Below are 23,665 nucleotides of genomic sequence, written 5' to 3'. Positions count from 1 at the left end.
TCAGCGCCGGTCGCGCCGCTCGTAACCCCGGTCGCGGCGCTCACCGGAACCGTCGCCGTCCCGGTCCCGGCGTACGGTCGCCTTACGGCCCTTGATCGTGGTGCCCCGCAGCCCTGAGATGATCTCGTCGGCCACCGCCTGCGGCACCTCGACCAGCGAGAACCGGTCGGCGATCTCGATCGAGCCGATGTCCCGGCCACTGATCCGGGTCTCCCCGGTGATCGCGCCGACCAGGTCCTGCGGCCGTACCCCGGCACGCCGGCCCAGCCCGATGAAGACCTGGGTGGTCCCCCCGGTACGCGGACGGCCCGGGCCCCGGCGCTCGCCCCGCCCACCGGTCTCCGGGCGGCCCTCGCGCGGGCCCCGGACCGGAACCTGCGGGATCTCCTCCTCGTCGTCCGAGCCGGGCGACGTCGCCTCGTGCGCCAGCTTCACCGCCGCCAGCGCCACCTCCACCAGGTCGAACTCGTCGGTCAGCGACTCGACGATCACCCGGTACGGGTCGAGGTCGTCCTCCAGCAGGCTCTCCCGCAGCGCGCCCTGGGTCAGCTCCAGCCGCCGGGTCCGCATGTCCGCCACCGTGGGGATCTTGTCGATGGTGATCCGCTGGCCGGTGACCCGCTCGATGGTCTTGAGCATCCGGTGCTCGCGCGGCTCGGCGAGCGTGATCGCCACACCCTCCCGCCCGGCCCGGCCCACCCGGCCGATCCGGTGCACGTACGACTCCGGCGCCGACGGGACGTCGTAGTTGACCACGTGGGTGAGCTGCTCGACGTCCAGCCCCCGGGCGGCCACGTCGGTGGCGACCAGCAGGTCCGCCGTACCGGCGCGCAGCCGGCCCATCACCCGGTCGCGCTGTTCCTGGCTCATCCCGCCGTGCAGCGCCTCGGCCCGGTAGCCCCGGCCGTTCATCGTCTCGGTGAGCCGGTCGACCTCCTCGCGGCTGCGGCAGAACACGATCGCCGCGGTCGGCGACTCCACGTCCAGCACCCGGCCCAGCGCGGCCGGCTTGTGCCCCCGGGCCACGATGTACGCGCTCTGCCGCACCCGGGGCGCCTCCCCGGCGACCGGCCGCTCCCGCTCGATCTGGATCCGGACCGGATCGGTCAGGTGCTGCCGGGCCAGCCCGTCGATGCGGGCCGGCATGGTGGCCGAGAACAGCACCGTCTGCCGGCCGGCCGGCGCGTGCTCCAGGATCGCCTCGATGTCCTCGGCGAAGCCCATGTCGAGCATCTCGTCCGCCTCGTCCAGCACCACCGTGGCCAGCGCGCCCAGCCGCAGCGTGCCCCGGGCGATGTGGTCCAGGGCCCGGCCCGGCGTCGCGACCACCACGTCGACCCCGTGGTCGAGCGCGCGCAGCTGCCGGCCGATCGGCTGCCCGCCGTAGATCGGCAGCACCCGGGCGCCCAGGTCCTTGCCGTAGCGGTGGAACGCCTCGGAGACCTGCACGGCCAGCTCACGGGTCGGCACCAGCACCAGCGACACCGGGTCGCCGTCCGGCCGTCCCACCGGCATCCGCTGCAGCAGCGGCAGCGCGAACGCGGCGGTCTTGCCCGTACCGGTCGCCGCCTGTCCCAGCAGATCCTGCCCGGCCAGCAGCGGGGGGATCGCCTCCCGCTGGATCGGGGTGGGTTCCTCGTAGCCGAGCGCGGCCAGCGCGCCCAGCAACTCGGTGCGCAGCCCGAGATCCGCGAAGGCGGTGGCGTCCTCGGCGTCGGCGGGAATGGCGGGGTCGGTCGGGGTCGGTGCGGCGGTCATGCGACAAGTTTTTCATCACCGCCGCGCGGCGGTCGCGGCGACCGGGCCAAACGTTCGCCGCGCCACCTGCGTGCCGTCCCCTCCGGGTGGTCCGGCGCGGCCCCGTGCCCCCGCCGGATCACCGGGACAGGACGGCCAGCAACGTGGTGACACCGACCGCGACGTCGAACACCGCGCACCACAGCGCGTACCCGCGCGGAACCACCGCGCCGGTGCGGTGGTACCAGGCGTCCCAGGCGGCGTGGACGAGCCAGCCCACCCCGACGAGCACCCCGGCGACGTCGGCGGAGGCGACCATCGCCACGACCGCCAGGCTGCCCCACCCGGCCGCCCCGGCGAGCTGCGCGGCCAGCGCGCGCCGGTCGCCCCACTGCCGCCGCCAGGTGCCGATCAGCAGGTAGCCGGCCGGCAGGACCAGCAGCGTCCACGGCGCGAAGACGGTCGGCGCGAACCACATGTCCACGGTCATGAGCAGCGCCAGCCCGGCCGGCCACCCGCGCGCCACGGCTGCCGCGACCGGGTGTCGGCGGGGCGGCGCGGCGGACGTGTGCCGGTGCCGCAGCGCCACCAGCAGCATCGCCGGCACCATCAGCAGGTGGCCGCCGAGCAGCAGCGCGTCGTCGCCGACCCACCCCGCCCACCAGGGCGGGAGCAGCAGCAGGAACGGCACGTACATGGCCGCCGACATCTCCGCGGTGGCGGCCCGCCCGTACCCCCGGTGCCACATCCACGCGGCCATGCCCGCCGCCATGTTCGTCGCCATCACCAGCGCGCCCACGTCCGGCCGCGCCAGCACCGCCGCGCCGCCCAGCACGCCCGCGCCCACCCGCCACAGCGGCCCGAGCAGCACCATCCCGGCCAGTATCGCCACCACCATCGCGGCCAGGTGCCGCGTCCGCGCCCACCCGGCCCACCGCCGGGGTACGACCACAGTCATCTCCGTCATGCCCCGACCCTGCCGCCGCCGGGCGCGCCGGAGAAGGCGCGTCAGTCATCGGGAAACCGTGCGGATCGCACGGCCCGGCCGTGACGTTTCTCAGGAGTGGGCGGACCGGTGCACGCCCTAGGATCAGCGGGCATGAGCGTCGATCCGGCGGACCACCGGCTGCGCCGGGCCCGGCGGGTCACGCTGCTGTCGCTGGCCACGAACGTGTGGACGACGGTGCTGCTGCCAGCGGTCGGACTGGCCCGCGAACCCGACCCGGTACGCGTCGCGCTCGGCGCCGCCGGGCTGCTCGTGTTCACCGCCGCCCAGGTCGCGGTGCTGCACGCCGCCGTCACGCCGTGGCTGCCCGTGCCGGCGCGCCGCCGCCGGCACGCCGCGCTGACCGTGGCGGCGCTGCTCAGCCTGCCGCTGCTCGGCCCGGTCGCGGCCGGCTCCTGGCCCACCTGGGCGTGGCTCGGCGCATCACTGGTCGGCATGACGCCGCTGCTGTTCCGGCCCGTCGTGGCGGCGGTGGCGGCGGCCGGCGTCCTCGCGGCGTCCGCGGCCGTCACCTGGTGGACCGATGGCCCGCTGACCACGGCGCTGCTGGTCACCGGCCTGGTGGGGGCCGGGACAGCCGCGCTCACCTGGATCCAGGTCTGGTTCTGGGACCTGCTGGTCGAGGCCCGGCAGGGGCAGGCCGCCCAGGCCCGGCTGGCCGCCGCCGAGGAACGGCTGCGCTTCGCCCGGGACGTGCACGACCTGCTCGGCCACGACCTGACGGTGATCGCGCTGAAGGCCGAGCTGGCCGAGCGGCTGGCGCCGACCGACCCGGACCGGGCCGCCCGGGAGGCGGCGCAGGCGCGGCGGCTCGCCGCAACGGCGCTGACCCGGGTACGCGCGGCGGTGCACGGCTACCGCGCCGTCGACCTGGCCGAGCAGGCCGCCGCGGTGGGGGAGGTGCTGCGCTCCAGCGGCGTACGCACGACTGTGGTCCCGCCGTCCGGCGACGTGCCCGGGCCGGTCGCCGCCGACCTGGCCGCCGTGCTGCGTGAAGCCGGGACGAACGTGCTGCGGCACAGCCGGGCCGGCTGGTGCCGGATCGAGATCACCCGGGAGGACACGGCGGTGACGCTGACCGTACGCAACGACGGCGTGCGTGACGGCGACGGCCCGGACCGGCTCAGCGGCGGCCTGCGCGGCCTGTCCGACCGGCTCGCCCCGGTCGGCGGCCGGGTCCGGGCGGACGCCGCCGACGGCGTGTTCAGCCTGGTCGCGACCGTGCCGGTGGCGCGATGATCCGGGTGCTGCTGGCCGACGACGAGGAGCTGATCCGGCTCGCCCTCGCCGCGCTGCTCGACCTGGAGCCGGACATCGAGGTGGTGGCGCACGCGGGCGACGGGCGCGCGGCCCTGGACGCGGCGCTTGCCCACCGGCCGGACGTCGCCGTGCTCGACCTGGAGATGCCGGCGCCCGGCGGGGTCGAGGTCGCCGCCGAGCTGACCCGGGCGCTGCCCGGCTGCGCCCCGGTGATCCTCACCGGACACGGCCGCCCCGCCCAGCTCCGGCCGGCGCTGGCCGCCGGAGTGCGCGGCTTCCTCGCCAAGGGCGCTCCCGGCGGCGCGCTGGCCGACGTGATCCGCCGCGTGCACTCCGGCGCCCGGTACGTCGATCCGGCGCTCGCGGCCGACGCGCTCACCCTGCCCGAGTGCCCGTTGACACCACGCGAACTGGAGACGCTGCGCCTGGCTGAGCTGGGCACCCCGGTCGCGGTGATCGCCCGGCGTACCCACCTGGCCGCCGGGACGGTCCGCAACCATCTGAGCGCCTGCGTGCAGAAGCTCGGCGCCGCGAACCGGGCCGAAGCGGTACGGCTCGCCCGCGAGGCCGGCTGGCTCTGAGGTACGGGACGCCGTGGCACGCTGCCGGCGGCTAGCCTGATCACGTGCGGACGGTCGAACTGCTCTGCTCATCCGAACTGGAAGCGGCGGTTCGCGCTGCCTGGGACCGGCTCGCCGCCGCCGGGCTGCCCAGCCTGGCCCGCAACACGCACCCGACGAACCGGCCGCACCTGACGCTCGCCTCCGTCGAGGAGTTCCCGTCCGGCGCCGAGCAGCGACTGGCCGACCTCTGCGACGCGGCGCTGCCGCTGCCGGTGCGGCTGGGCCGGGTGGCGGTGCTCGACGGCAGCGCGCCACTGGTGTGGCTGGTCCGCCCGACACCGCAGCTCGTCGCGCTGCACGGCGCGGTCTGGGACGTGCTAGCCGAGGCGTCCGGCGGGCACTCGTGGCACCAGCCCGGCCGGTGGGTGCCGCACCTGAGCCTGGCGCTGCGGTTCGGCGCGGCGGACCGGCGGCGCGCCCGGGCGGTCGTCGGGGCGCACCCGCCGGCCGGGGCGTTCGTGGCGGCGCGCAGCTACGACGGCGACACCCGCACGATCAGCGAGCTGACCACCGCCTGCCCGCGTTCCGGCGGCTGACCGAGAGGTCATACCCGGCGCTGGTGGGCGTCGGTTCCGCTGACCGGGACCCCCGGCGTGGGCAGATCCGGGTACTCTTCGCCCCATGATCGACAGTGTTCGATTGGCGGTCGTCGGTGTGGGCAACAACACGTCGGCGTTGGTGCAGGGCATCGCCTTCTACCGCAACACCGGCAGCCTGGTAGGGCTCCACCGGCCAGAGATCGCGGGACTGGGCGTCAGCGACATCGACGTCGTCGCCGCTTTCGCCATGTCCGACCGAAAGGTGGGCAAGGATCTCCACGAGGCGATATTCATGCCGCCCAACAACTTCCCGCGCCTCGACACCGAACTTCCGCCCGCCGGCGTGACGGTGCGGCGTGGCCTGGTGGACTCGACGGAAGTCGAACGGGTGGCGCACGCGCTGGAAGGGGCGGAGGTGCTGCTCTACTCCGCTCCGAGCGGCCGGCCGGACACGGCTCGGGCTTACGCCGAGGCGGCTCTGACAGCGGGAGTCGCGTTCGTGAACACCACGTCGGATCCGGTGGCCAGGCACGAGTCACTACTGGCACGTTTCGAGGAAGCCCGTGTGCCGTTGCTCGGCGACGACCTGGCCAGCCAGTTCGGCACCTCCGTGCTGCACCACGCACTACTGCGGCTGATCGAGGAGCGCGGCCTCACCCTGGGCAGCTCCTACCAGGTCAATCTGGGCGGGACCGAAGACTTCCGCAACCTGGTCGAGAACCCGAACACCAAGAAGCAGTCCAAGCTGAACGCCCTGGGGTCGTCCGGCAAGGTCCAGATGGCGCCCCTCGCGTACATGCCGCACCTGCGATCCCACAAGATCGCCCACCTCAACATCGAAGCGCAGGGCTGGGCCGAGACGGCGGTGAGTGTGGAGGTGCGCCTGCAGGTGCATGACCCGAGTGGTGCTGCCGGCGTCAACATCGACCTGATTCGTCTGGCGGCCATCGCCCTGCGGTCGGGTCGTGGCGGCTACCCGGCCGAAGCGGCATCCCTCCTGAAGTCCCCACCCGGAACCGCGATCTGACCCCAACCCCCGGACCGTTCGGCGCGGCCCGAACCGTGCCCGTGTCAGCATGGGCCGATGACCACCGGTGCCGACGGACGCGGACTCGCCGGGTTCGCCGCGCTGCTCGCCGACCCCACCCGGGCCGGCTTCTGCCTGGCCCTGCTCGACGGCCGCGCCTGGACCGCCGGGGAGCTGGCCCGCGCCGCCGGGGTGGCCGCGTCCACCGCGAGCGGCCACCTCACCCGGCTGGTGGCGGGCGGTCTGGTGGTCGAGGAGCGGCAGGGCCGCCACCGGTACGTCCGCCTCGCCGACCCGGGCGTCGCCCAGCTCGTCGAGGACCTGGCCGCGCGGGCGCCCGCACCGGCGACCCCGCCCCGCACGTTGCGCGCCGCGTCGGCCGGTGCCGCCCTGGCGTACGCGCGCACCTGCTACGACCACCTGGCCGGGCGGCTCGGCGTGCTGCTGCACGACGCCCTGCTCGACCGTGGCGTGCTCGACCGCACCGGCGGCCTCGCGCTGACCGAGGCCGGCATGAGCTGGCTGGACCGTCTCGGCGTACCCGTCGAACCACTGCGCGGCACCCGGCGGCCGCTCGTCCGCGACTGCCTGGACTGGACCGAACGGCGCCCGCACCTGGCCGGCGCGGTCGGGGCGGCGCTGTGCGGGCGCTTCCTCGACCTCGGCTGGACCGCGCGCGGCAACGGCCGGGCGGTACGGGTCACCCCGGCGGGGCGGGACGCGCTGGCCGAGGCGCTCGGGCTCGACCCGGTGCTGCTGGCCGCGCCCGCCACCCGCGACACCGGCCCGGCGCGCGCCTGACCCGCCCGTGCCCCGCGGCACCGGTCCCGCCTGCGGCTGACCGCCGGGTGTGCCCGGCCGGATCGTTCGGTCCGGGCCGAACTGTCGGCGCCCTACGGTCCGGTGATGGATTCACCGACGATCACGGCTGCTCCGGGCACGCCGCCCTGCGGGCCGCCGACCTCGGACGACGGCGGCTGGGTGGTCACCCGGTACGCGGACGTCGTCTCCGTCCTGACCGATCCCCGCTGCGTGGTGCCGCCCGCCGAGGATGCGCCGGAGGGCGGCCTGGCATGGCTGCGCGCCTCGGTGAGCCGGTTCAGCCCGCCGGACCGGCATGCCGCGCGGCGAGCCGTCGGGGTGGCGGCGCTCGACACGCTCGACCCACGGGAACTGCGCGTGATCGCGGAACGGCTGACCGGGCGGATCCTCGACCGCGCCGCGAGCGCGGACAACGGCGGCGACCGGGTGGACGTGACCGGTGACCTGGCTCGGCGCGTACCCCTTGTGGTGCTGGCGGAGCGGCTCGGGCTGGCCGACTCGGCGGCGGCCGTCGCGGAGGTGACGGCGGTGGCCGCCGCCTACCACCCGGGCGCCGGCCCGGCGGCGGTGCGGCGGGCGGACCGGGCGGTGGCGGCGCTGCTGGCCATGTCGCCGCCCGCTCCGGCCGAGGTGACAGCGAACCAGCTCGGGCTGCTGGTGCAGGCCGCCGACGCCACCGCCGGGCTGATCGTGGCCGCCGTCCGGCACGGGCTCGACGCGCCGGACGGGCTCGAGACCGACGCGCTGCTCGCCGAGGTGCTGCGCCTCGACCCGCCGGTACGGGTCACCCGCCGGGTCGCCGCCGACCCGCTGACCCTGGACGGCCAGCCGGTGCGCGTGGGGGAGCGGCTGCTGCTGCGGTTCGACGCCGCCAACCGCGACCCGGCGGTCTTTCCGGAGCCGGACCGTTTCCGCGCCGGCCGGGCGAACGCCGCGCTGACGTTCGGCGCCGGCCCCCGCGGCTGCCCCGGGCAGCGGCACGCGCTCGCCCTGGCCGCCGGCGTGGTCGGCGTGCTGCGCCGCCGCTGCCGTCCCGCCGGCCCTGCCCCTGACGTCCCGCCGACCCCACTCGAGGTGATCCTCCGATGACCGACCGGTACCGCGCATTCCGTGACCTGCACCGGCCCGGCGAACCGCTGCTCCTGCCGAACGCCTGGGACCACGCCTCCGCCGCGGCGCTCGCCGCCAGGGGCCATCAGGCGATCGGCACGACCAGCCTGGGCGTGGCGGCGGCCGCCGGGCGGCCGGACGCCGTCAGGGCGACCCGCGCCGAGACGCTGGAGCTGGCGTACCGGCTGCGGGACCTGCCGGCGCTGCTGACGGTGGACGTCGAGGACGGCTTCCACGATGACCCGGCGCAGGTCGCCGGGTTCGTGGGCGAGCTGGCCGCGCTCGGGGTGGTCGGTGTGAACCTGGAGGACGGGCGCCCGGACGGGCGACTGGCCCCGGTGGACCACGTCGCCGCCGTGATCGCTGCGGTCCGCGCGGCGGTGCCGCGGATGGTCGTCAACGCCCGCACCGACGCCTGGTGGCTGGGCGTGCCGGCGCCGCTGGACGAGGCACGGCGGCGGGCGGCGGCGTTCCGGGCCGCCGGTGCCGACTGCCTGTTCGTGCCGGGCGCGCCGGACGACCTGGTCGGCCTGCTCGCCGCCGAGGCGGGGTTGCCGCTGAACGTGCTGTACCGGCCGGGCGGCCCGGACCTCGCAGCCCTCGGGCGGCTCGGCGTGGCCCGGGTCAGCACCGGATCGCTGCTGTTCCGGGCCGCGCTCGGTGCCGCGCTGCACCTGACCGACGCGATCGGCGCCGGGCGCGACGCGGGCCTGCCGGCGCCGCCCGGATACGAGGAGGTGCAGGCCCTGGTGTCGCCGTCCGCCACCTGATCGGGCACTTCAGGGGAGATGGGAGGAATCGCGCCTTCTCCGGTCTTTACGGTGTGCGCAGGCCCAATCACGCCGTGTCCCGACCGAGAGGGGACGGAGACCATGCGAGTGCCCAGCCGCAGCCCCGGTCGCCAGCCCGGTCCCGCCGCCGTACCCACCGCTCCCGCCCGCCGGGTGCCCGCAGCCGGCCGGCGCGGCGACGCTGTCCCGGACCTGTCCGCGTACCGGGCGGCGGTGGCGGACCTCCTGGTCGAGGTGGGCGCGCTCGCCGACGCGCCGTCGGCCACCGCCCGCCAGGTGCTGCTCGACCAGCGGCTGCGCGAACCCGCCATCGCCGCCGTCCTCGACGCCACGCCCCAGGGGCTGATCGGGGCCCGGGAGACGCTGCTGCTGGAGATGGCCCGCTACCAGCCAAACGCGCGCAGCTCGGCGCAGGACCTCACCGCGCTGGTCCGCATCTACCTGCTCTCCCGTGTCGACGTGCTCTGGTGGCGGGACGCCCCGACGTTCCTCACCGACGACCAGGTCCGCACCAGCGCCGAACTCGTCGACCTGGAGTGGCTGCGCCGGCGCGGGCTGATCGAGTTCCGCTATCAGGAGCAGCCCGCCACGGTCGTGGGCCGGGGCCTGCGCGCGGTGCGCCGCCGGTTGCTTCCGGCCGCCACCCCGCGTACCGCCGGGCTGCTGTTCCGCCGGGCCCGCCGCGAGATGATCGCGTTCCTCAACGACCTGGCCCGGGAGTTCGCGGCCGTCGCGCCGGACGGCACGCCGCCGCTCTGGGTGACCAGCCTGGCCCGCAGCGCCGAGCACCAGTACCGGCTGCGCCGCCTGGGGTACGCCGCGATGGTGCCCAGCGGACACTGCCTCGGCTGGGCCGCCGATGTCGAGCTGGAATGGTACGAGCGCTTCGGCGCCCGTTCGGCCCTCGCCGGGTTGCTCCTGGCCCGTCAGGACGCCGGCGAGGTGAACGTGGTCGACGAGGGACAGGCCTGGCACGTGTGTCTCGCCCCGGACGCCCGCCGCCGCTACCGGCGGGCGTACGAGGCCGAGATGGGGGTGTGACCCGGTGTGCGGCATCGCGCTGAGCATCGGCCCCGAGGCCGACCCGGCCACGTTCCGCCGGATGCTCACCGCGCTCGCGTCGCGCGGTGAGGTCACCGAGACCCGCCAGGAGAACGGCCTCCTGGCCGGCGTACGGCGGCTGAAGATCGTGGACCGGGAACGGTCCGTCCAGCCGTGGATGTCGCCGGACGAGCGGCACCTGCTCTGCTACAACGGCGAGATCTTCAACCACCACGAGCTGCGCGTCGAGCTGACCCGGCTCGGGCACGAGTTCCGCACCACCGGCGACACCGAGGTCGTGCTGACCGCGTTCCGCCAGTGGGGCGAGAACGCGGTACGCCGGCTGCGTGGGGAGTACGCGTTCGTGATCGTCGAGCGGGACAGCGGGCGGGCGTACCTGGCCCGGGACCCGCTCGGGGTCAAGCCGCTGTACTGGTCCCGCCTGCCCGGCTGCCTGCACCTCGCCTCCGAGGTCAAGGCGCTCGTCGGGCACGGCGCGCCGATCGGCGAGGTGGCGCCCGGGCACCACGGCTGGGTCGAGCCCGGCGAACCGGTCCGGCCGCGCCCGCACGTCGACCTGCTCACCCTCGGCGACGGCCTGCCGGTGATCGACGACCCGGACGAGGCGGCCCTGCTGGTCCGCGTCGCGCTCACCGACGCGATGCGGGCCCGGCTGGACACCGACCTCACCGTCGGCGTGGTGCTCTCCGGCGGCCTGGACAGCTCGCTGGCGCTGCTGCACGCCCGCGAACTGCACCCGGACTGCGTGGCGGTCACCATCGGCGTGCCGGAGAGCCCCGACGTCGCGTACGCCCGGCGGCTCGCCGCCGACCTCGGCGTGCCGCACGAGGTGATCGAGCTGCGCCCCCGCGACATCCGGCTGGCCGACGTGCGTGAGGCGATCCGGGTCTCCGAGCTGACCGAGTACGGCGACATCATCAACGCTGTCGTCTCGGTGCCGATCTTCCGGCGGCTGCGCGAGCTGGGCGTACGGGTGGTGCTCACCGGCGACGGCTCCGACGAGCTGTTCGGCGGCTATCCGATGTACCACCAGGTCGGGCCGGAGCGGTCCCGCCGGCTGTTCCTGCACAAGATCCGCAACCTGTGCCGGACCGAGCTGCAACGGGTGGACCGGGCCAGCATGGCGCACGGGGTGGAGGCCCGGGTGCCGTTCCTCGACCTCAGCGTCGTCGAGCTGGCCATGCGGCTGCCGCTGGACCTCAAGCTGCGCGACGGGCAGGAGAAGTGGATCGTCCGGCAGGCCTTCGCCGACCTGCTGCCCGCCTACGTCCGGCAGCGGCCGAAGAACCCGATGTCGTACTCGTCGGGCCTGCACGAGCGGGCCCGCCTCTACAAGCCGCTGTTCGCCCGGCTGCACCGCTCCTTCGGCTACGACCTGCTGGAACCGGTCCGCCGTGACTTCGACAGCGTGCTCACCCGCTGCGGCAACGACCTCGACCGGGCCATCGCCGAGGGCATGGCCCGGCCCGACTACACCGTGCTGGAACACGCCCGGGACCTGGTCGGCGCGGCCCGGTGGAACGCCGCGCCGATGGTCCGGCGGCTGGTCAACCCGCGCCGCACCCGAGGCGACGAGGCGCCCCTGCCCGGGTGAGCCCGCGTGGCCCCGGTAGGAGGCCGCCGGGTCAGCGTCGCAGGTCCACGTCGGCGGCCACGCCGGAGACCGGGTCCATGCAGTGCACCGTCGGGCCCGGACGCAGCCGGGCGTCCGAGGCGTACCGCCGGGCCAGCTCCCGCCCGGCGGCGGCGTCGCCGCGGTCGGCGCCCACCAGCAGCGCGGCGACCTCGTCGACGAGCGTGAGGTCGGCGCCGGTCAGGTCCTCGGTCATCGCCCCGAACCCGTCCCAGAGCAGCACCTCGTCCTTGTGCCGGTGGGCCAGCTCCAGCAGCACGTAGTCGTGGATGAACCAGTCGCCCCGGATCGGCAGCGACGGGTCCACGCCGTAGGTGTCCGGGTCGACCCGGCCCGCCCGGTAGGCCAGCCACACCCGGGCCGCCGACTCGAAGTGCCCGGCCTCCGGGTCGATGTCGTAGCCGTCGAACGGCCGGTCGCCGGCCGGGTCCAGCTCCGGGTCGGACCAGACCCACCGCTCGCCGTCCCACCACTCGGCGAGCACATGGTCGTGGTGCCAGCCGGGCACGAAGTAGCTCGCGAACCCGACCCGGCTGCGGGCCGGGACGCCGTGCTGGCGCAGCGCCGCGACGGTGAGCAGCGTGTGGTCCCGGCAGCACCCGGCGACCCGCTCGGCGGCCGGGCGCTCGGCGGTCAGCGGCAGCGGGAACCGCGACTGGTCGGCGTCGAGGATGCGGTCCGTCCAGCGCAGATTCACCTCGGCCCGGCGGACGTCCGGCAGCTCCACCCCGCCGGCCCGGTAGTGGATGATCACGTTGCGGGCGGTCGCCGCGACGGTGGCCAGGTCGGCCGGCACGGCGTCGAGCAGCGCCGCGTGGTGGCGGGGATCGCTGTACGGGGAGTGGGTCCGGTAGTCGTCGACGTCCATCCGGCCATTGTCGGCGCGGGACGCGGCCGGCGGGTGCCCGCTCGGCGCGCAATCTCGCGGCGCCCGAATGCCAGGTCCGATCACCGCCAGCGCCGCGGTCCGGGCCGCGCCAGGCTGGGACCGTGACGACCACCCGTACCGCGTTCCGGATCCGCCCGCTGCCCGCGGGGACGCTCGCCGAGCTGCGCCGCACCGGCCGCGACGCCACCGGGCAGCCGCCCGAGCACCGGCGCGCCACCGGCGGCGAGCCGCTGCGCTGCTGCCTGCGCGACGCCCGGCCGGACGAGACGCTGCTGCTGTTCGGGTACGCCCCGCCGCTGCCGCCGAGCCCGTACCGCGAGGTGGGACCGGTGTTCGCGCACGCCGCCGAATGCGCCGGCCCGCACGACGTGACGGCGTACCCGTCCCAGTGGCGCGGACGGGAGCAGGTGCTGCGCGCGTACGACAGCCGGGGTCGCATCGTGGGCGGACGGCGACACGACGGCGGCGACCCGGAGGCGGTGGTCGCGGAGCTGTTCGCCGACCCGGCGGTGGACCTGCTGCACAGCCGCAACGTCGTGTACGGCTGCTGGATGTTCGCCGTCGTGCGGAGTTGACCGGGTCCCGGATGGACATCGGCGGACGCCTCTTCTAGCGTCGCTGTCATGCGGAGGACCCTCATCGCCGGCGGGCTCGCGTTGCTCCTGCTCGGCACGGCCTGCGGGGAGAGCCGCCGGTCCGACCCGCCGGCCGCGGCCGGCTCGCCCACCGCCTCGCGGCAGGACCCCGGCCAGGTCGAACGGACGCTGGCCAGCCTCCGCAAGATCGACGATCTGCCGATGTACGAGATGACGTACGACGGCGACTACGACCCGACCGCCGGGCTGGCCGGGTCGACGCCGCCGAGCCCGTTCGGCTGCTCGCTGTTCGCCGCGCTCGGCGACCGGGAGCGGCCGGTGTTCGCCCGCAACTTCGACTGGGAGCCGAACCCCGCGCTGGTGCTGCGCACCGACCCGCCGGACGGGTACGCCTCGATCTCGCTGGTCGACATCTCCTACCTGGGGGTGGCCGCCGACCCGACGGGGGACCGGCGGCTGCTGGACGCGCCGCTGCTGCCGTTCGACGGCATGAACGAGCGGGGTCTCGCGGTCGGGCTGGCCGCCGACGACGGGGCGCGCGCCGAGCCGGTGCCCGGACTACCGAAGGTGGGCTCGGTGCGCATCCTGCGCCTGGTGCTCGACTCGGCCGCGACCGTGGACGAGGCGGTCGCCGTGTTCAAGCGCTACAACCTGGACTTCGACGGCGGGCCGCCGCTGCACTACCTGCTGGCCGACGCGACCGGCACGTCGGCGGTGGTGGAGTTCGTCGACGGGAAGATGACTGTGGACCGGCGCAGCGGCCCGTGGCAGGCGCTGACGAACGTGCCGGCCGTCGGTGTGCCGGACCGGGAACTGCGCCAGGACCGCAGGTACGGGGTGCTGGCGAAGGAACTGGACCGTGCCGGTGGGGTGGTCGACGCGGCCGGGGCGCTGCGGCTGCTGAACGCGGTACGCCAGTCGCACACCCGCTGGTCGGTCACGTACGGGCTGCGCAGCGGCGAGGTGCGGGTGGTCACGGCCGGTGGCGGCACCCGTGACTACCGCCTGCCGATGAGCTGATCCGGGCCGGGTGGACCGCTCCGGCCGAGGTCGTCGGCGCTGACAACGCACCGGGCCCGGCGGCCCCCGCGAGGGGAGCGCCGGGCCCGGGACGGGTCAGCGGGTCACCAGCTCAGGTAGCCCGCCTGGGTCTGCACGTTCAGCTCGGGAACCAGCAGGAACTGCGCCAGCCAGGTACGCGGGTCACGCAGCTCCAGCACGTCCAGTCCCTTCTGGATGTCGCTGGAGTAGATGTGGCCGTTGTACCAGTACGCCGACCAGGACCCGCCGGTACGCAGCTGCGTGGCGTCCAGCGGACCGCGCTCCCAGTAGGCGATCTCGGTCGGCTTGCGGGAGTTGGTGAAGTCCCACACCGAGATGCCGCCCTGGTACCACGCCTGCACCATGATGTCGCGGCCGGGCACCGGGATCAGTGAGCCGTTGTGGGCCACGCAGTTCTCGGTGTCGGCGTTGACGCGCGGGATCTTGTAGTAGCTGCGGAATTCCAGCTTGCGGGCGTTGCCGCGGCCGGTGATGTCGTAGATGGCGTCCGCGCCACGGTTCGGGCCGACCACCTCGTTGCAGGTGGCCGCGCCGCCGCCGCCCAGCTCGTCGGTGAAGACGACCTTGGTGCCGGAGTTGTTGAACGTGGCCGAGTGCCAGAACGCGAAGTTCTCGGCGTCGGTCACCCGCTCGATCACCCGGGGCGCCTCACGGTCCTTGATGTCCAGCAGGATGCCGTCACCCATGCACGCGCCGGCGGCCAGGTCCTTCGCCGGGTACGCGGTGATGTCGTGGCAGCCGGTGGTGGCCGACGACTGACCGGGGATGCCCGGGTAGCCGCCGTCCGGGAACAGGTTCGGCGTGGCCACCACGGAGGCGGTGGTGGGGTTCTTCACCGGCACCTTGACGATGGAGATGGAGTCGTGCGGCGGCTGGCAGTCCGGGAAGTCGGCGCGCGGGCTGTACGACGAGACGTACAGGTAGACGTTGCGCTTGTCCTTGCCGGGCACGAGCGTGTGGGTGTGCGAGCCGCACGCCGTCTCGACCGACTTGATGTAGCGCGGGTTGCGCTTGTCGCGGATGTCGAAGATCTTGATGCCCTCCCAGGACTCCTTCACCGACGCCGGCTGGCTGGTGCTGGCGCAGGAGTCGTCGCTGCGGGAGGAGTCGGTGGACAGGAAGAGCAGGTCGCCGTGGACCGAGATGTCGTTCTGCGAGCCGGGGCAGAGCACCTGCGACACGATCGTCGGGCGGCTCGGCCGGAGGATGTCGTAGATGACGAACCCGTCGTAGTTGCCGACGAACGCGTACCGCCCCTGGAAGGCGATGTCGGTGCCGAGGGCTGCGGTGGTGTCGAACGGCGCCTGCTTCGGCAGGTTGGCCACCTGCCGCAGGTTGGGGCTGCTGGAGATCTCGTCGACACCGGGGACGGCGCTGTCCACGGTGGCCGGCGCGGCCTGGGCGCGGGGGATCTCCTGGGCGCTGCTCGGCGGCGCGGCGACCACGCCGGCGAGCAGCAGGCCGGCGGCGGCGAGGCTGATGATGCGGGTGCGGGACGTGCGGATGCTGATCACCGGCAACACCCTTCGAAAGGGGATGATGATTCGCCAAACCTTACCTATCGGAGACCGTCATCAATGTGACCTGGGTCACACTAGGGAACTTTTATCTATGTATAGGATCGCCTTCACCTTGACCGGAGGAGGCGTCGTATGACCAGCCGGCAGGCGCGCGTGTGGGTGGGCGTCACAGCGCTCGTCATGCTCGTGGTGATCGGCGGGCTGGCGCTCGCCGGGCGCGACGACACCCGGCCCGAGGCCGCGGCGGGCAACGCCGCGACGGGCGCGCCGAGCCCGAGCGCCACCACCTCGGCGCCGCCGCTGCTGGTCCCCGGCCGCCCGGGGGAGTCGGCCGCCACCCGTGCGCCCGATCAGGTGCGGGCAGCGTCGACGCCCCGGTTCAACAGCCTCGACGTCTGGTACGTCCGGATGATGATCCCGCACCACGAGCAGGCGCTGGAGATGGCGACGCTCGCCCCCGACCGGGCCGCCGACCCCCGCATCCGCGCCGTGGCCGAGCGGATCCGCGCCGCCCAGGGGCCGGAGGTCGGCCTGCTGCGTGCCTGGCTCAGCACCCGCGACCTGCCCGCCGACGTGCCGGGACACGACCACGGCAGCATGCGCGGGATGCAGTCCGCCGAGGCGATGCGGCAGCTTGCGGACGCCAAGGGCGCGGCGTTCGACAAGCTCTTCGTGCGGATGATGACCGACCACCACCAGGGCGCGATCGTGATGTCCACCGACCTGCTGAAGGTCGGCGCCGACCAGGCCATGCAGGAGTTCGCCACCGGGGTGGCCGTCGAGCAGTCCGCCGAGATCACCCGCATGCGAGCCCTCCTGCCCTCCTGACCCCCGCACCCCGCCGATCCTCGCGGTGATCATGAGGTTGGCGGCGACAAATCGGACGACGACGCCCGTCAACCTCATGATCATCGCGAGGTGGGGCGGCGGGGGAGGGGTGGGGAGGGCGGGCCTAGGCTGGGGAATCGTGGCTCGCCTCATCCTCGGCCGTCCGCTGCGCGGCATCGCCTTCGACACCGCCGTCTGCGGGCTGGTCGTGTTCTTCGCCGTCTCCGCGTACGTCGCCGGCCAGATCGGCGTCGCCGCGTTCGCGGTCGGGCTGGCGGCGGCGGTGGCGGTGTTCTTCCGGCGTACCCACCCGACGGCGGTCGCCGTCGCGGTGGCCGCGCTCGCGCTGGTCCAGGTGATCGCCGGCTGGGGTCCGCTCGCCTACGACATCGCCGTGCTGATCGCCCTCTACAGCGTGGTCAAGTACGCCGACCGGCTCCGCGACGGCATCGTGGCCGGGGTCGTCGCCGTGCTCGGCGGCGTGCTCGCCGCGCTCCAGACGCCCGGCGCCGGGCCCTGGTGGATGGGCGCGTTCTTCTACGCCCTGATCGTCGGCGCGGTCTGGCTGGCCGGGCTGAACCTGCGGACCCGCCGGCTCTACGTGCTCAGCCTGGAGGACCGGGCCGCGACGCTGGAACGGGAACGGGAGGCGCAGGCGCGGGCCGCGGTCGCCGAGGAGCGCACCCGGATCGCCCGCGAGCTGCACGACGTGGTCGCCCACAGCATGGCCGTGATGATCGTGCAGGCGGACGGGGTGCGGTTCACGCTCGACCGGGATCCGGCCACCGCCCGCGAGGCGGCCAAGGTGGTGGCGGACACCGGCCGGGCGGCGCTGGAGGAGATGCGGCGGCTGGTCGGCGTACTGCGGGAACCCACAGCGACGCAGCCGGACCCGGCGGACGGGCCCGCGCACCGCCGGCCCGCGCTGGTGGAGCTGCCCGCGTTGCTCGACCGGTTCCGCGCCGCCGGGCTGCGGGTCGCCTGCGGCGGCGCCGGCGCGCCGCCGCCGCTGCCCCCCGGCCTGGAGCTGACCGTCTACCGGGTGGTGCAGGAGAGCCTGACCAACACGCTCAAACACGCGGGCGTCGGCGCGTCGGTGGAGCTGACGCTGGACTGGAGCGCCGACGCCGTCGTGATCCGCGCCGTGGACGACGGGCGCGGCCGTCCGGTCGACGGCCCGGCGCCGTCCGGCGGTCACGGCCTGGTCGGCATGCGGGAACGGGTCGGGGTGTACGACGGCAGCCTCGCCGCCGGACCCACACTTGCCGGTGGCTGGCGGGTGCGGGCGCGGCTGCCGCTGTCCCCGGCGGCCGGCACCGGGGAAGGGAGCGCGGCGGCGTGACGGTACGGGTGATGATCGTCGACGACCAGGCGCTGGTACGCGCCGGGTTCCGGATGGTGCTCGGCTCCCAGCCCGACCTGGCGGTGGTCGCCGAGGCCATCGACGGCGCGGACGCGCTGCGGGTGCTGGACCGGGTCGCTGTCGACGTGGTGGTGATGGACCTGCGCATGCCGACCATGGACGGGGTGGAGGCGACCCGGCGGATCTGTGCCCGGCGCGACGACGGGCGCCCCCGCGTGCTGGCGCTGACCACGTTCGACACGGAGGCCGACGCGTTCGCGGCGCTGCGCGCCGGGGCGAGCGGGTTCCTGCTCAAGAACGTGCCGCCGGAGGAGCTCATGGCCGCGATCCGGGTGGTCGCCCAGGGCGACTCGGTGGTGGCCCCGTCGATCACCCGGCGGCTGCTCGACCGGTTCGCCGGGCAGCTCGGCCCCGCGCCGGCCGCCGATCCCCGGCTGGCCCAGCTCACCGAGCGGGAACGGGAGGTGCTGCTGCTGGTGGCGCAGGGGCTCTCCAACGCCGAGATCGCCGCCCGGGTGCACGTCGCGGAGGCGACGGTGAAGACCCACGTCGGCCGCATCCTGGCCAAGCTCCAGCTGCGCGACCGGGTCCAGGCGGTCGTCCTGGCGTACGAGAGCGGCCTGATCACGCCCGGCGGCTGACCCGGCGTACGCCTCAGGTCGTACGGGTTTCCCCGGTGGGGGACGACCTCCGTCGCATCGAGGTCGAGCGCGCAGGTGGAGATCAACCAGGTGGTGCCGCCCCTAGCGTCGGAACTGTCAGAAAGACCGTGTCCGACAGGAGCACCTCAGTGTCCGCACCACCGACCACCGGCGTCACCCTCGCCGCCCGCGCGCTGCGCATGGAGTACGGCGCCGGGCAGTCCCGCGTCGTCGCGCTCGACGGCGTCGACCTCGACCTGGCCGCCGCCCGGTTCACCGCCGTCATGGGCCCGTCCGGCTCCGGCAAGTCCACCCTGCTGCACTGCCTCGCCGGCCTCGACCGGCCGACCGCCGGGGCGGTACACATCGGTGACGCCGACCTGACGCGCCTGGACGACCGGCGGCTCACCCGGCTGCGCCGGGACCGGATCGGCTTCGTCTTCCAGAAGTTCAACCTGCTGCCCACGCTCACCGCGCAGGAGAACATCGTCCTGCCGCTGGCGATCGCCGGCCGTCGCCCGGACCCGGCGTGGCTGGGGCAGGTGGTGGCGGCGGTGGGCCTGACCGACCGCCTCGGGCACCGCCCGGCGGAGCTGTCCGGCGGGCAGCAGCAGCGCGTCGCGGTGGCCCGCGCGCTGATCACCCGACCCTGGGTGATCTTCGCCGACGAGCCGACCGGCAACCTCGACTCGCGCTCCGGCGCCGAAGTGCTGCGGCTGCTGCGCGAGGCGGTGGACATGCTCGGTCAGACCGTCGTCATGGTCACCCACGACCCGGCCGCCGCCGCGTACGCCGACCGGGTGGTCTTCCTGGCCGACGGCCGGCTGGTCGACGAACTGCACGCGCCCACGGTCGGCGCGGTCCGGGACGCGCTCAGCCGGCTCGACCCGGCCGTCGCGCCGGCAGGGCGGTGAGCGGGATGCTGCGGCTGACCCTGCGCCAGGTCCGCGCCGACGGCCTGCGCCTGCTGCTGTCCTCGCTGGCGATCGTGCTCGGCGTCGCGTTCGTCGCCGGCACGCTGATGTTCACCGACGGGATGCGCGCCGGGGCGTACGAGCGGGCCGGTGAGTTCGACAGACACACCGACCTGGCCGCGTACGCCGAGACCGACCCGCTGCCCCCGGCGCTCGTGGACCGGGTACGCGCCCTCGACGGGGTGGCCGCCGCCGCGGGCGAGCTGACCGGCTCCGCCGGAGTGGTCGGCGCCGACGGCCGTCCCGTGCTCGGCTACGCGGTGCTCGCCGCCGTCCCCACCGAGGCGGCCCTGCAGTCCTACGACGTGGTGACCGGGCGGCTGCCGCAGCGCCCCGGCGAGGTGGTGCTCGACGACGAGACCGTCGCCGAGGAGCGCTTCACCGTCGGCGGCCCGGTGTCGATCGGCGGACGCGACGGCGCGGCCCGCCCGTACACGCTTGTCGGCACCGTCGACGTGGACGGCAGCTCCCGCGACGTCGGCGGCCCCTACATCGGGCTGACCGGCCCGGACGCGCTCACCGTCAGCGGCGAAAAGGGCTACGGCCGGATCATGGTGGCGGCCCGCCCCGGCGTGGACACGGCGGCGCTGGCCGACCGGATCCGCGCCGTGGTGGGACCGGACGTGACGGTCCGGGACCGCGACGCCATCCTCGACGCGGCGGTCGACGACGCGGTACGCGACCTGCGGCAGTTCGGCATGCTGCTGGGCACGTTCGCCGCCGTCGCGGTGGTGGTGGCCGGCTTCGTGATCGCCAACACCTTCGCCATCGTGCTCGCCCAGCGCTCCCGGCGTACCGCGCTGCTGCGGCTGGTCGGCGCCACCCGGGGGCAGATCTACCGGGCCACGCTGTCCGAGGCGGCGGTAACCGGCCTGCTCGCCTCCGTCGTGGGGGTGCTGGCCGGCGCGGCGGTGGCCGGCGGCCTCGGCGTGCTGCTCGCCGGCACCGGCGCGCCGCTGGGCAGCGGGCTCACCCTGACCCCGCGTACGCTGCTGCTGTCGCTGGGGCTGGGGACGCTGCTCACCGTGGCGTCGGCCGCGCTGCCGGCCTGGCAGGGCACCCGGGTCGCCCCGGTGGCCGCGCTCACCGACGCGGCGGTCAACCCGGTCCGTCCGGCCGGGCGGATCCGGCTGGCGGTCGGCGCGCTGGCGCTCGCCGCCGGTGTGGCGGCGCTGGCCGGCGCCGGCGCCACCGGCCAGGTGGTGCTGGTCGCGGCCGGCGGGTTGCTGGCCTTCGGCGGCATCGTGGCGTTCGGCCCGGTGCTGGTGCCGGCGCTGGTACGGGTGCTCGGCGGGCCGTTCCGCGCGGCGTTCGGCGCCACCGGCGGGCTGGCCGTGTCGAACGCGGTGCGCAACCCGCGCCGGGTCGCCGCCACCGCGACGGCCATGGTGATCGGCATCGGGCTGGTCTCCGCCTTCGTGGTCGGCGCGGCGAGCGTCAAGTCCGGCATCGAACGCGCGGTGGACGCCCGGATCGGCGTGGACTTCCTGGTCACCGGCATCGGCGGGGACCTGCCGGCCACCGTTGCCGGCGAACTGGCCGCCCGCCCGGAGCTGGGCGTGGTGCACGAGCAGCGCAGCCGGGTGGTCGGCGACGTGCAGCTGCGCGCCGCGCACCCGGCGCTGGTCCGGCGCACGCTGTCCGCCGTCGACGCCGGTGACCCGGCCGGCCTGGGGCCGGGAGCGGTGCTGGTGCACCGCGAGCTGGCCGCGACCAGGGGCTGGACGGCCGGTTCCACGATCACGCTCGCCGGGCGGCCGTTGCGGGTCGCCGCGGTGGTGGCCGACGAGGAGCCGGTCCTGGCCGGGAGCCCGGTGCCCCCAGGGCACCTGGTGGACGTGCTGGACGCCGACTTCACCGCCATGTTCCCGACCGTGCGCGGCCACCTGGCCGAGGTGGATCCGGCCGCCGGGGTGAGCGTCGACGAGGCCCGGACCGCCGTCGAGTCGGTGCTGGCGCGCTACCCGACGGTGAACGTGATGGACCAGGCCGCGTACAAGAAGATGCTCACCGGCACCGTCGACCTGGTGCTGGGGTTCGTCACCGCGCTGCTCGGCCTCGCCGTGGTGATCTCGCTCGTGGGGGTCGCCAACACGCTCAGCCTGTCCGTGGTGGAACGCACCCGGGAGACGGCGGTGCTGCGCGCGGTCGGACTGAGCCGGGCCGGGATGCGGGGTGTGCTGGCGGTCGAGGCGGTGCTCACCGCGCTCGTCGGCACGCTGCTCGGCATCGCGCTCGGCGCCGGGGCGGCCGCCGGGGCGATGGCAGTGGTGGCCCGCATCGGCGGGGACTTCACGCTCGTCCTGCCCTGGGCGCGGATCGGGCTGATCGTCGCGGTGGCGGTGGTGGCCGCGCTGCTCGCCTCGGTCCTGCCGGCCCGCCGGGCGCTGTCCCGGCCGGTGGTGGCGTCGCTCGGCGCGGACTGAGCACCACCGCCCGGACACGACGAGGAGCCGGCTCCGCCGCGGGCGGGGCCGGCTCGTCGTGGGTCAGGGTTGGGTGGCCGGCTGCCCGCCGGTGTCACCGCCGGTGCCGGGGTCGGCGGTGGTCGGTTCGGGTGCCGGCGTAGTGGTGGGCGCCGTCGTCGCCGGCGTGCTGGGCGGCGTGGTGGTCGGCGCGCCGGTGGGCGCCGGCTCCTCGCTGACGCTCGGCTGCGCCGACGGGACCGTCGAGGCGCTCGGCGTCACCGACGGCGTGGCCGACGGCCGGCCGCCCGGGCCGACCGGCCGGTAGGTGTAGTCGTCGCCGGCCGTCGGCTCGTCGACTACCGGCTCCGCGGCCGGGTCGCTCGGCGCCACCGCGGGCGCCGTCTTGTCGATCTTCGTGGCGGGTTCGGCGGTGTCGTTCGCGGCGGCCACCAGCGCGCCCAGCGCGCCCATCGCCACCAGCACCGCGCCCAGCGCCCCGACGAGCGTGCCGCGCCGGCCCCGCCGCCGCGACGTCGCCACCGCGGCGCCCGGCCGGACCGCCGGCTGGTCGTCGCGGGACCGCGCCGGGCCCGCCGCGCCGCGCAGCGCCATCGTCGCGGTCGGCGAGTCGGTACGGGCGGCTCGCGCCGCGTCGGCCATCGCCGCGGCGCTCGGGTAGCGGTCGGCCGGGTCCTTGGCCAGCGCCCGGGACACCAGCTCGCGCACCGACGCCGGGATCTCCGCCGGCAGCTCCGGCGGCTCGTCGTCGAGATGGCGTACGGCCACCTGCAGCGGGTTGTCACCGGTGAACGGCGGGCTGCCGGTGAGGCAGCAGTACGCGACCGCGCCGAGCGCGTACACGTCGGTGGCGCCCGAGACCGGCCGGCCGGCGGCCTGCTCCGGCGCCATGTAGAGGGCGGTGCCGGGCACCGCGTTGGTGCTGGTGATGCTCGTGACGTTGGTCGAGCGGGCCACCCCGAAGTCGACGAGCACCACGGTGCCGTCGTCCTGCACCAGCAGATTGCTCGGCTTCACGTCGCGGTGCACGATGCCGCGCCCGTGCGCCGCGTGCAGCGCCTGCGCCACCTGGGCCACGATCGACATGGTCTCGGCGACCTCGAGGCACCCCGCGTCCTCGATCCGCCGCGACAGCGGCTCACCGGCGACGAACTCCATCACCAGGTAGTCGGCCCGGCCGCCGCTGGGCAGCTCGTCCTCGCCGCAGTCGAAGACCTGGACCACGCCGGGGTGGCGCAGCGAGGCCATGATCCGCGCCTCGGAACGGAAACGGGCGATGAAGTCGGGGTCGGACACCAGGGCGGGAAGAAGCACCTTCACCGCGACCGGACGACCGAGGACCAGGTCGGTGGCACGCCAGACGTCGCCCATGCCGCCGGTGGCGACACGGTCTTCCAGGCGGTACCGACCGCTGAGTACGACGTCTGAGGACAGCACCCCCATACCGTACCCACAGCGGGCGCGAAGTATTTCCCGCGATCTCGGCACGGGATCGAAAGCCTTCAGCGGGGCGTTCCAGCAGCCGGGACGCTGATCGGCGCACCGTGACCGGACCGGCACGATCGGCCAGAATGTGACAGCACGTCGCTGTCCGCCCGCGGGGCCCGGCACGATCGGTTGCGCCGGGGAGCGTCGATTCCGTACGTTGCGTTACCTCGACACGCCGGTGACGGGCGTAGACATTTCTCTCTCTTCCTCCGGCCCTGGCGTCTTGCCGGAGCGCCCCGCGTTCCCAGGCGTCGGCCCGGCTCCCGGC

General features: G+C 75.1%; 21 protein-coding genes. 16 read left to right on the top strand and 5 right to left on the bottom strand.

Annotated features, from left to right (window positions below):
• Entirely contained in the window at positions 1 to 1,758 is a 1,758-nt protein-coding gene (locus DQE82_RS13070; protein WP_043323686.1) for a DEAD/DEAH box helicase, read from the bottom strand.
• A 118-nt stretch (positions 1,759 to 1,876) separates the two neighbouring features.
• Positions 1,877 to 2,704 carry a hypothetical protein gene (locus DQE82_RS13065; protein WP_113972816.1) on the bottom strand — a complete coding sequence of 276 codons (828 nt, stop codon included), beginning with the start codon at positions 2,702 to 2,704 and terminating at the stop codon, positions 1,877 to 1,879.
• 132 nt (positions 2,705 to 2,836) lie between these two features.
• On the opposite strand from DQE82_RS13065, the gene DQE82_RS13060 reads away from it, so the two are divergent.
• The 9 genes from DQE82_RS13060 (at position 2,837) to DQE82_RS13020 (ending at position 11,571) form a co-directional block, all read left to right on the top strand.
• Positions 2,837 to 3,982 carry a sensor histidine kinase gene (locus tag DQE82_RS13060; RefSeq protein ID WP_113972815.1) on the top strand — a complete coding sequence of 382 codons (1,146 nt, stop codon included), beginning with the start codon at positions 2,837 to 2,839 and terminating at the stop codon, positions 3,980 to 3,982.
• Complete coding sequence (locus DQE82_RS13055; RefSeq protein WP_064445796.1) at positions 3,979 to 4,584, top strand: response regulator transcription factor; 606 nt, start codon at positions 3,979 to 3,981, stop codon at positions 4,582 to 4,584. The genes DQE82_RS13060 and DQE82_RS13055 overlap by 4 nt, the downstream gene beginning before the upstream one ends.
• Positions 4,585 to 4,628: 44 nt before the next feature.
• Positions 4,629 to 5,162 carry a 2'-5' RNA ligase family protein gene (locus DQE82_RS13050; protein ID WP_113972814.1) on the top strand — a complete coding sequence of 178 codons (534 nt, stop codon included), beginning with the start codon at positions 4,629 to 4,631 and terminating at the stop codon, positions 5,160 to 5,162.
• A gap of 85 nt (positions 5,163 to 5,247) precedes the next feature.
• Entirely contained in the window at positions 5,248 to 6,192 is a 945-nt protein-coding gene (locus DQE82_RS13045) for an inositol-3-phosphate synthase (protein WP_043323695.1), read from the top strand.
• A gap of 57 nt (positions 6,193 to 6,249) precedes the next feature.
• Entirely contained in the window at positions 6,250 to 6,993 is a 744-nt protein-coding gene (locus DQE82_RS13040) for a helix-turn-helix transcriptional regulator (RefSeq protein ID WP_113972813.1), read from the top strand.
• 105 nt (positions 6,994 to 7,098) lie between these two features.
• On the top strand, positions 7,099 to 8,103 hold the full coding sequence (locus DQE82_RS13035) for a cytochrome P450 (protein WP_233514656.1): 1,005 nt from the start codon (positions 7,099 to 7,101) through the stop codon (positions 8,101 to 8,103).
• Positions 8,100 to 8,894: an isocitrate lyase/phosphoenolpyruvate mutase family protein gene (locus DQE82_RS13030; protein WP_113972811.1), complete on the top strand. Its 795-nt coding sequence runs from the start codon at positions 8,100 to 8,102 to the stop codon at positions 8,892 to 8,894. Before DQE82_RS13035 ends, DQE82_RS13030 begins: the two co-directional genes overlap by 4 nt.
• A 102-nt stretch (positions 8,895 to 8,996) precedes the next feature.
• On the top strand, positions 8,997 to 9,956 hold the full coding sequence (locus tag DQE82_RS13025) for a hypothetical protein (RefSeq protein WP_113972810.1): 960 nt from the start codon (positions 8,997 to 8,999) through the stop codon (positions 9,954 to 9,956).
• A gap of 4 nt (positions 9,957 to 9,960) precedes the next feature.
• Positions 9,961 to 11,571: an asparagine synthetase B gene (locus DQE82_RS13020; RefSeq protein WP_113972809.1), complete on the top strand. Its 1,611-nt coding sequence runs from the start codon at positions 9,961 to 9,963 to the stop codon at positions 11,569 to 11,571.
• A 31-nt stretch (positions 11,572 to 11,602) separates the two neighbouring features.
• Here the strand turns inward: DQE82_RS13020 and DQE82_RS13015 are convergent, their stop codons facing one another.
• Positions 11,603 to 12,478 carry a transglutaminase domain-containing protein gene (locus DQE82_RS13015; RefSeq protein ID WP_113972808.1) on the bottom strand — a complete coding sequence of 292 codons (876 nt, stop codon included), beginning with the start codon at positions 12,476 to 12,478 and terminating at the stop codon, positions 11,603 to 11,605.
• 122 nt (positions 12,479 to 12,600) lie between these two features.
• Between DQE82_RS13015 and DQE82_RS13010 the strand changes: the two genes are divergently transcribed.
• Together DQE82_RS13010 and DQE82_RS13005 are read left to right on the top strand one after the other, a co-directional pair.
• The gene (locus DQE82_RS13010) at positions 12,601 to 13,074 is read left to right on the top strand and encodes a DUF1203 domain-containing protein (RefSeq protein WP_113972807.1); all 474 of its coding nucleotides are present in this window, start codon (positions 12,601 to 12,603) and stop codon (positions 13,072 to 13,074) included.
• A gap of 48 nt (positions 13,075 to 13,122) precedes the next feature.
• Positions 13,123 to 14,115 (top strand): carcinine hydrolase/isopenicillin-N N-acyltransferase family protein, encoded by a 993-nt coding sequence (locus tag DQE82_RS13005; protein ID WP_069088584.1) that lies wholly within the window; start codon positions 13,123 to 13,125, stop codon positions 14,113 to 14,115.
• Positions 14,116 to 14,219: 104 nt separating this feature from the next.
• On the opposite strand, the gene DQE82_RS13000 is transcribed toward DQE82_RS13005, so the two are convergent.
• Entirely contained in the window at positions 14,220 to 15,662 is a 1,443-nt protein-coding gene (locus DQE82_RS13000) for an LVIVD repeat-containing protein (RefSeq protein ID WP_369799352.1), read from the bottom strand.
• 147 nt (positions 15,663 to 15,809) lie between these two features.
• Here DQE82_RS13000 and DQE82_RS12995 point away from each other — a divergent pair, with 147 nt between their 5' ends.
• The 5 genes from DQE82_RS12995 (at position 15,810) to DQE82_RS12975 (ending at position 21,909) form a co-directional block, all read left to right on the top strand.
• Positions 15,810 to 16,505, top strand: a complete 696-nt coding sequence (locus DQE82_RS12995) for a DUF305 domain-containing protein (protein ID WP_113972806.1) — start codon at positions 15,810 to 15,812, stop codon at positions 16,503 to 16,505.
• Positions 16,506 to 16,644: 139 nt separating this feature from the next.
• Complete coding sequence (locus tag DQE82_RS12990) at positions 16,645 to 17,847, top strand: sensor histidine kinase (protein WP_370446794.1); 1,203 nt, start codon at positions 16,645 to 16,647, stop codon at positions 17,845 to 17,847.
• Positions 17,844 to 18,509 carry a response regulator transcription factor gene (locus tag DQE82_RS12985; protein ID WP_113972804.1) on the top strand — a complete coding sequence of 222 codons (666 nt, stop codon included), beginning with the start codon at positions 17,844 to 17,846 and terminating at the stop codon, positions 18,507 to 18,509. The genes DQE82_RS12990 and DQE82_RS12985 overlap by 4 nt, the downstream gene beginning before the upstream one ends.
• 200 nt (positions 18,510 to 18,709) lie before the next feature.
• Positions 18,710 to 19,423 (top strand): ABC transporter ATP-binding protein, encoded by a 714-nt coding sequence (locus DQE82_RS12980; RefSeq protein WP_051611472.1) that lies wholly within the window; start codon positions 18,710 to 18,712, stop codon positions 19,421 to 19,423.
• A gap of 5 nt (positions 19,424 to 19,428) precedes the next feature.
• On the top strand, positions 19,429 to 21,909 hold the full coding sequence (locus tag DQE82_RS12975) for an ABC transporter permease (protein WP_113972803.1): 2,481 nt from the start codon (positions 19,429 to 19,431) through the stop codon (positions 21,907 to 21,909).
• Positions 21,910 to 21,972: 63 nt separating this feature from the next.
• Here the strand turns inward: DQE82_RS12975 and DQE82_RS12970 are convergent, their stop codons facing one another.
• Positions 21,973 to 23,352, bottom strand: a complete 1,380-nt coding sequence (locus DQE82_RS12970) for a serine/threonine-protein kinase (protein WP_113972802.1) — start codon at positions 23,350 to 23,352, stop codon at positions 21,973 to 21,975.
• Between the last annotated feature and the right edge of the window lie 313 nt (positions 23,353 to 23,665).

The sequence above is a fragment of the Micromonospora sp. LHW51205 genome (assembly GCF_003315815.1).
In the GTDB taxonomy this organism is placed as follows: Bacteria; Actinomycetota; Actinomycetes; order Mycobacteriales; family Micromonosporaceae; genus Micromonospora; species Micromonospora chalcea.
The sequence above is the reverse complement of the archived record's forward strand: the minus strand, read 5'-3'. Positions and strand labels throughout refer to the sequence as shown.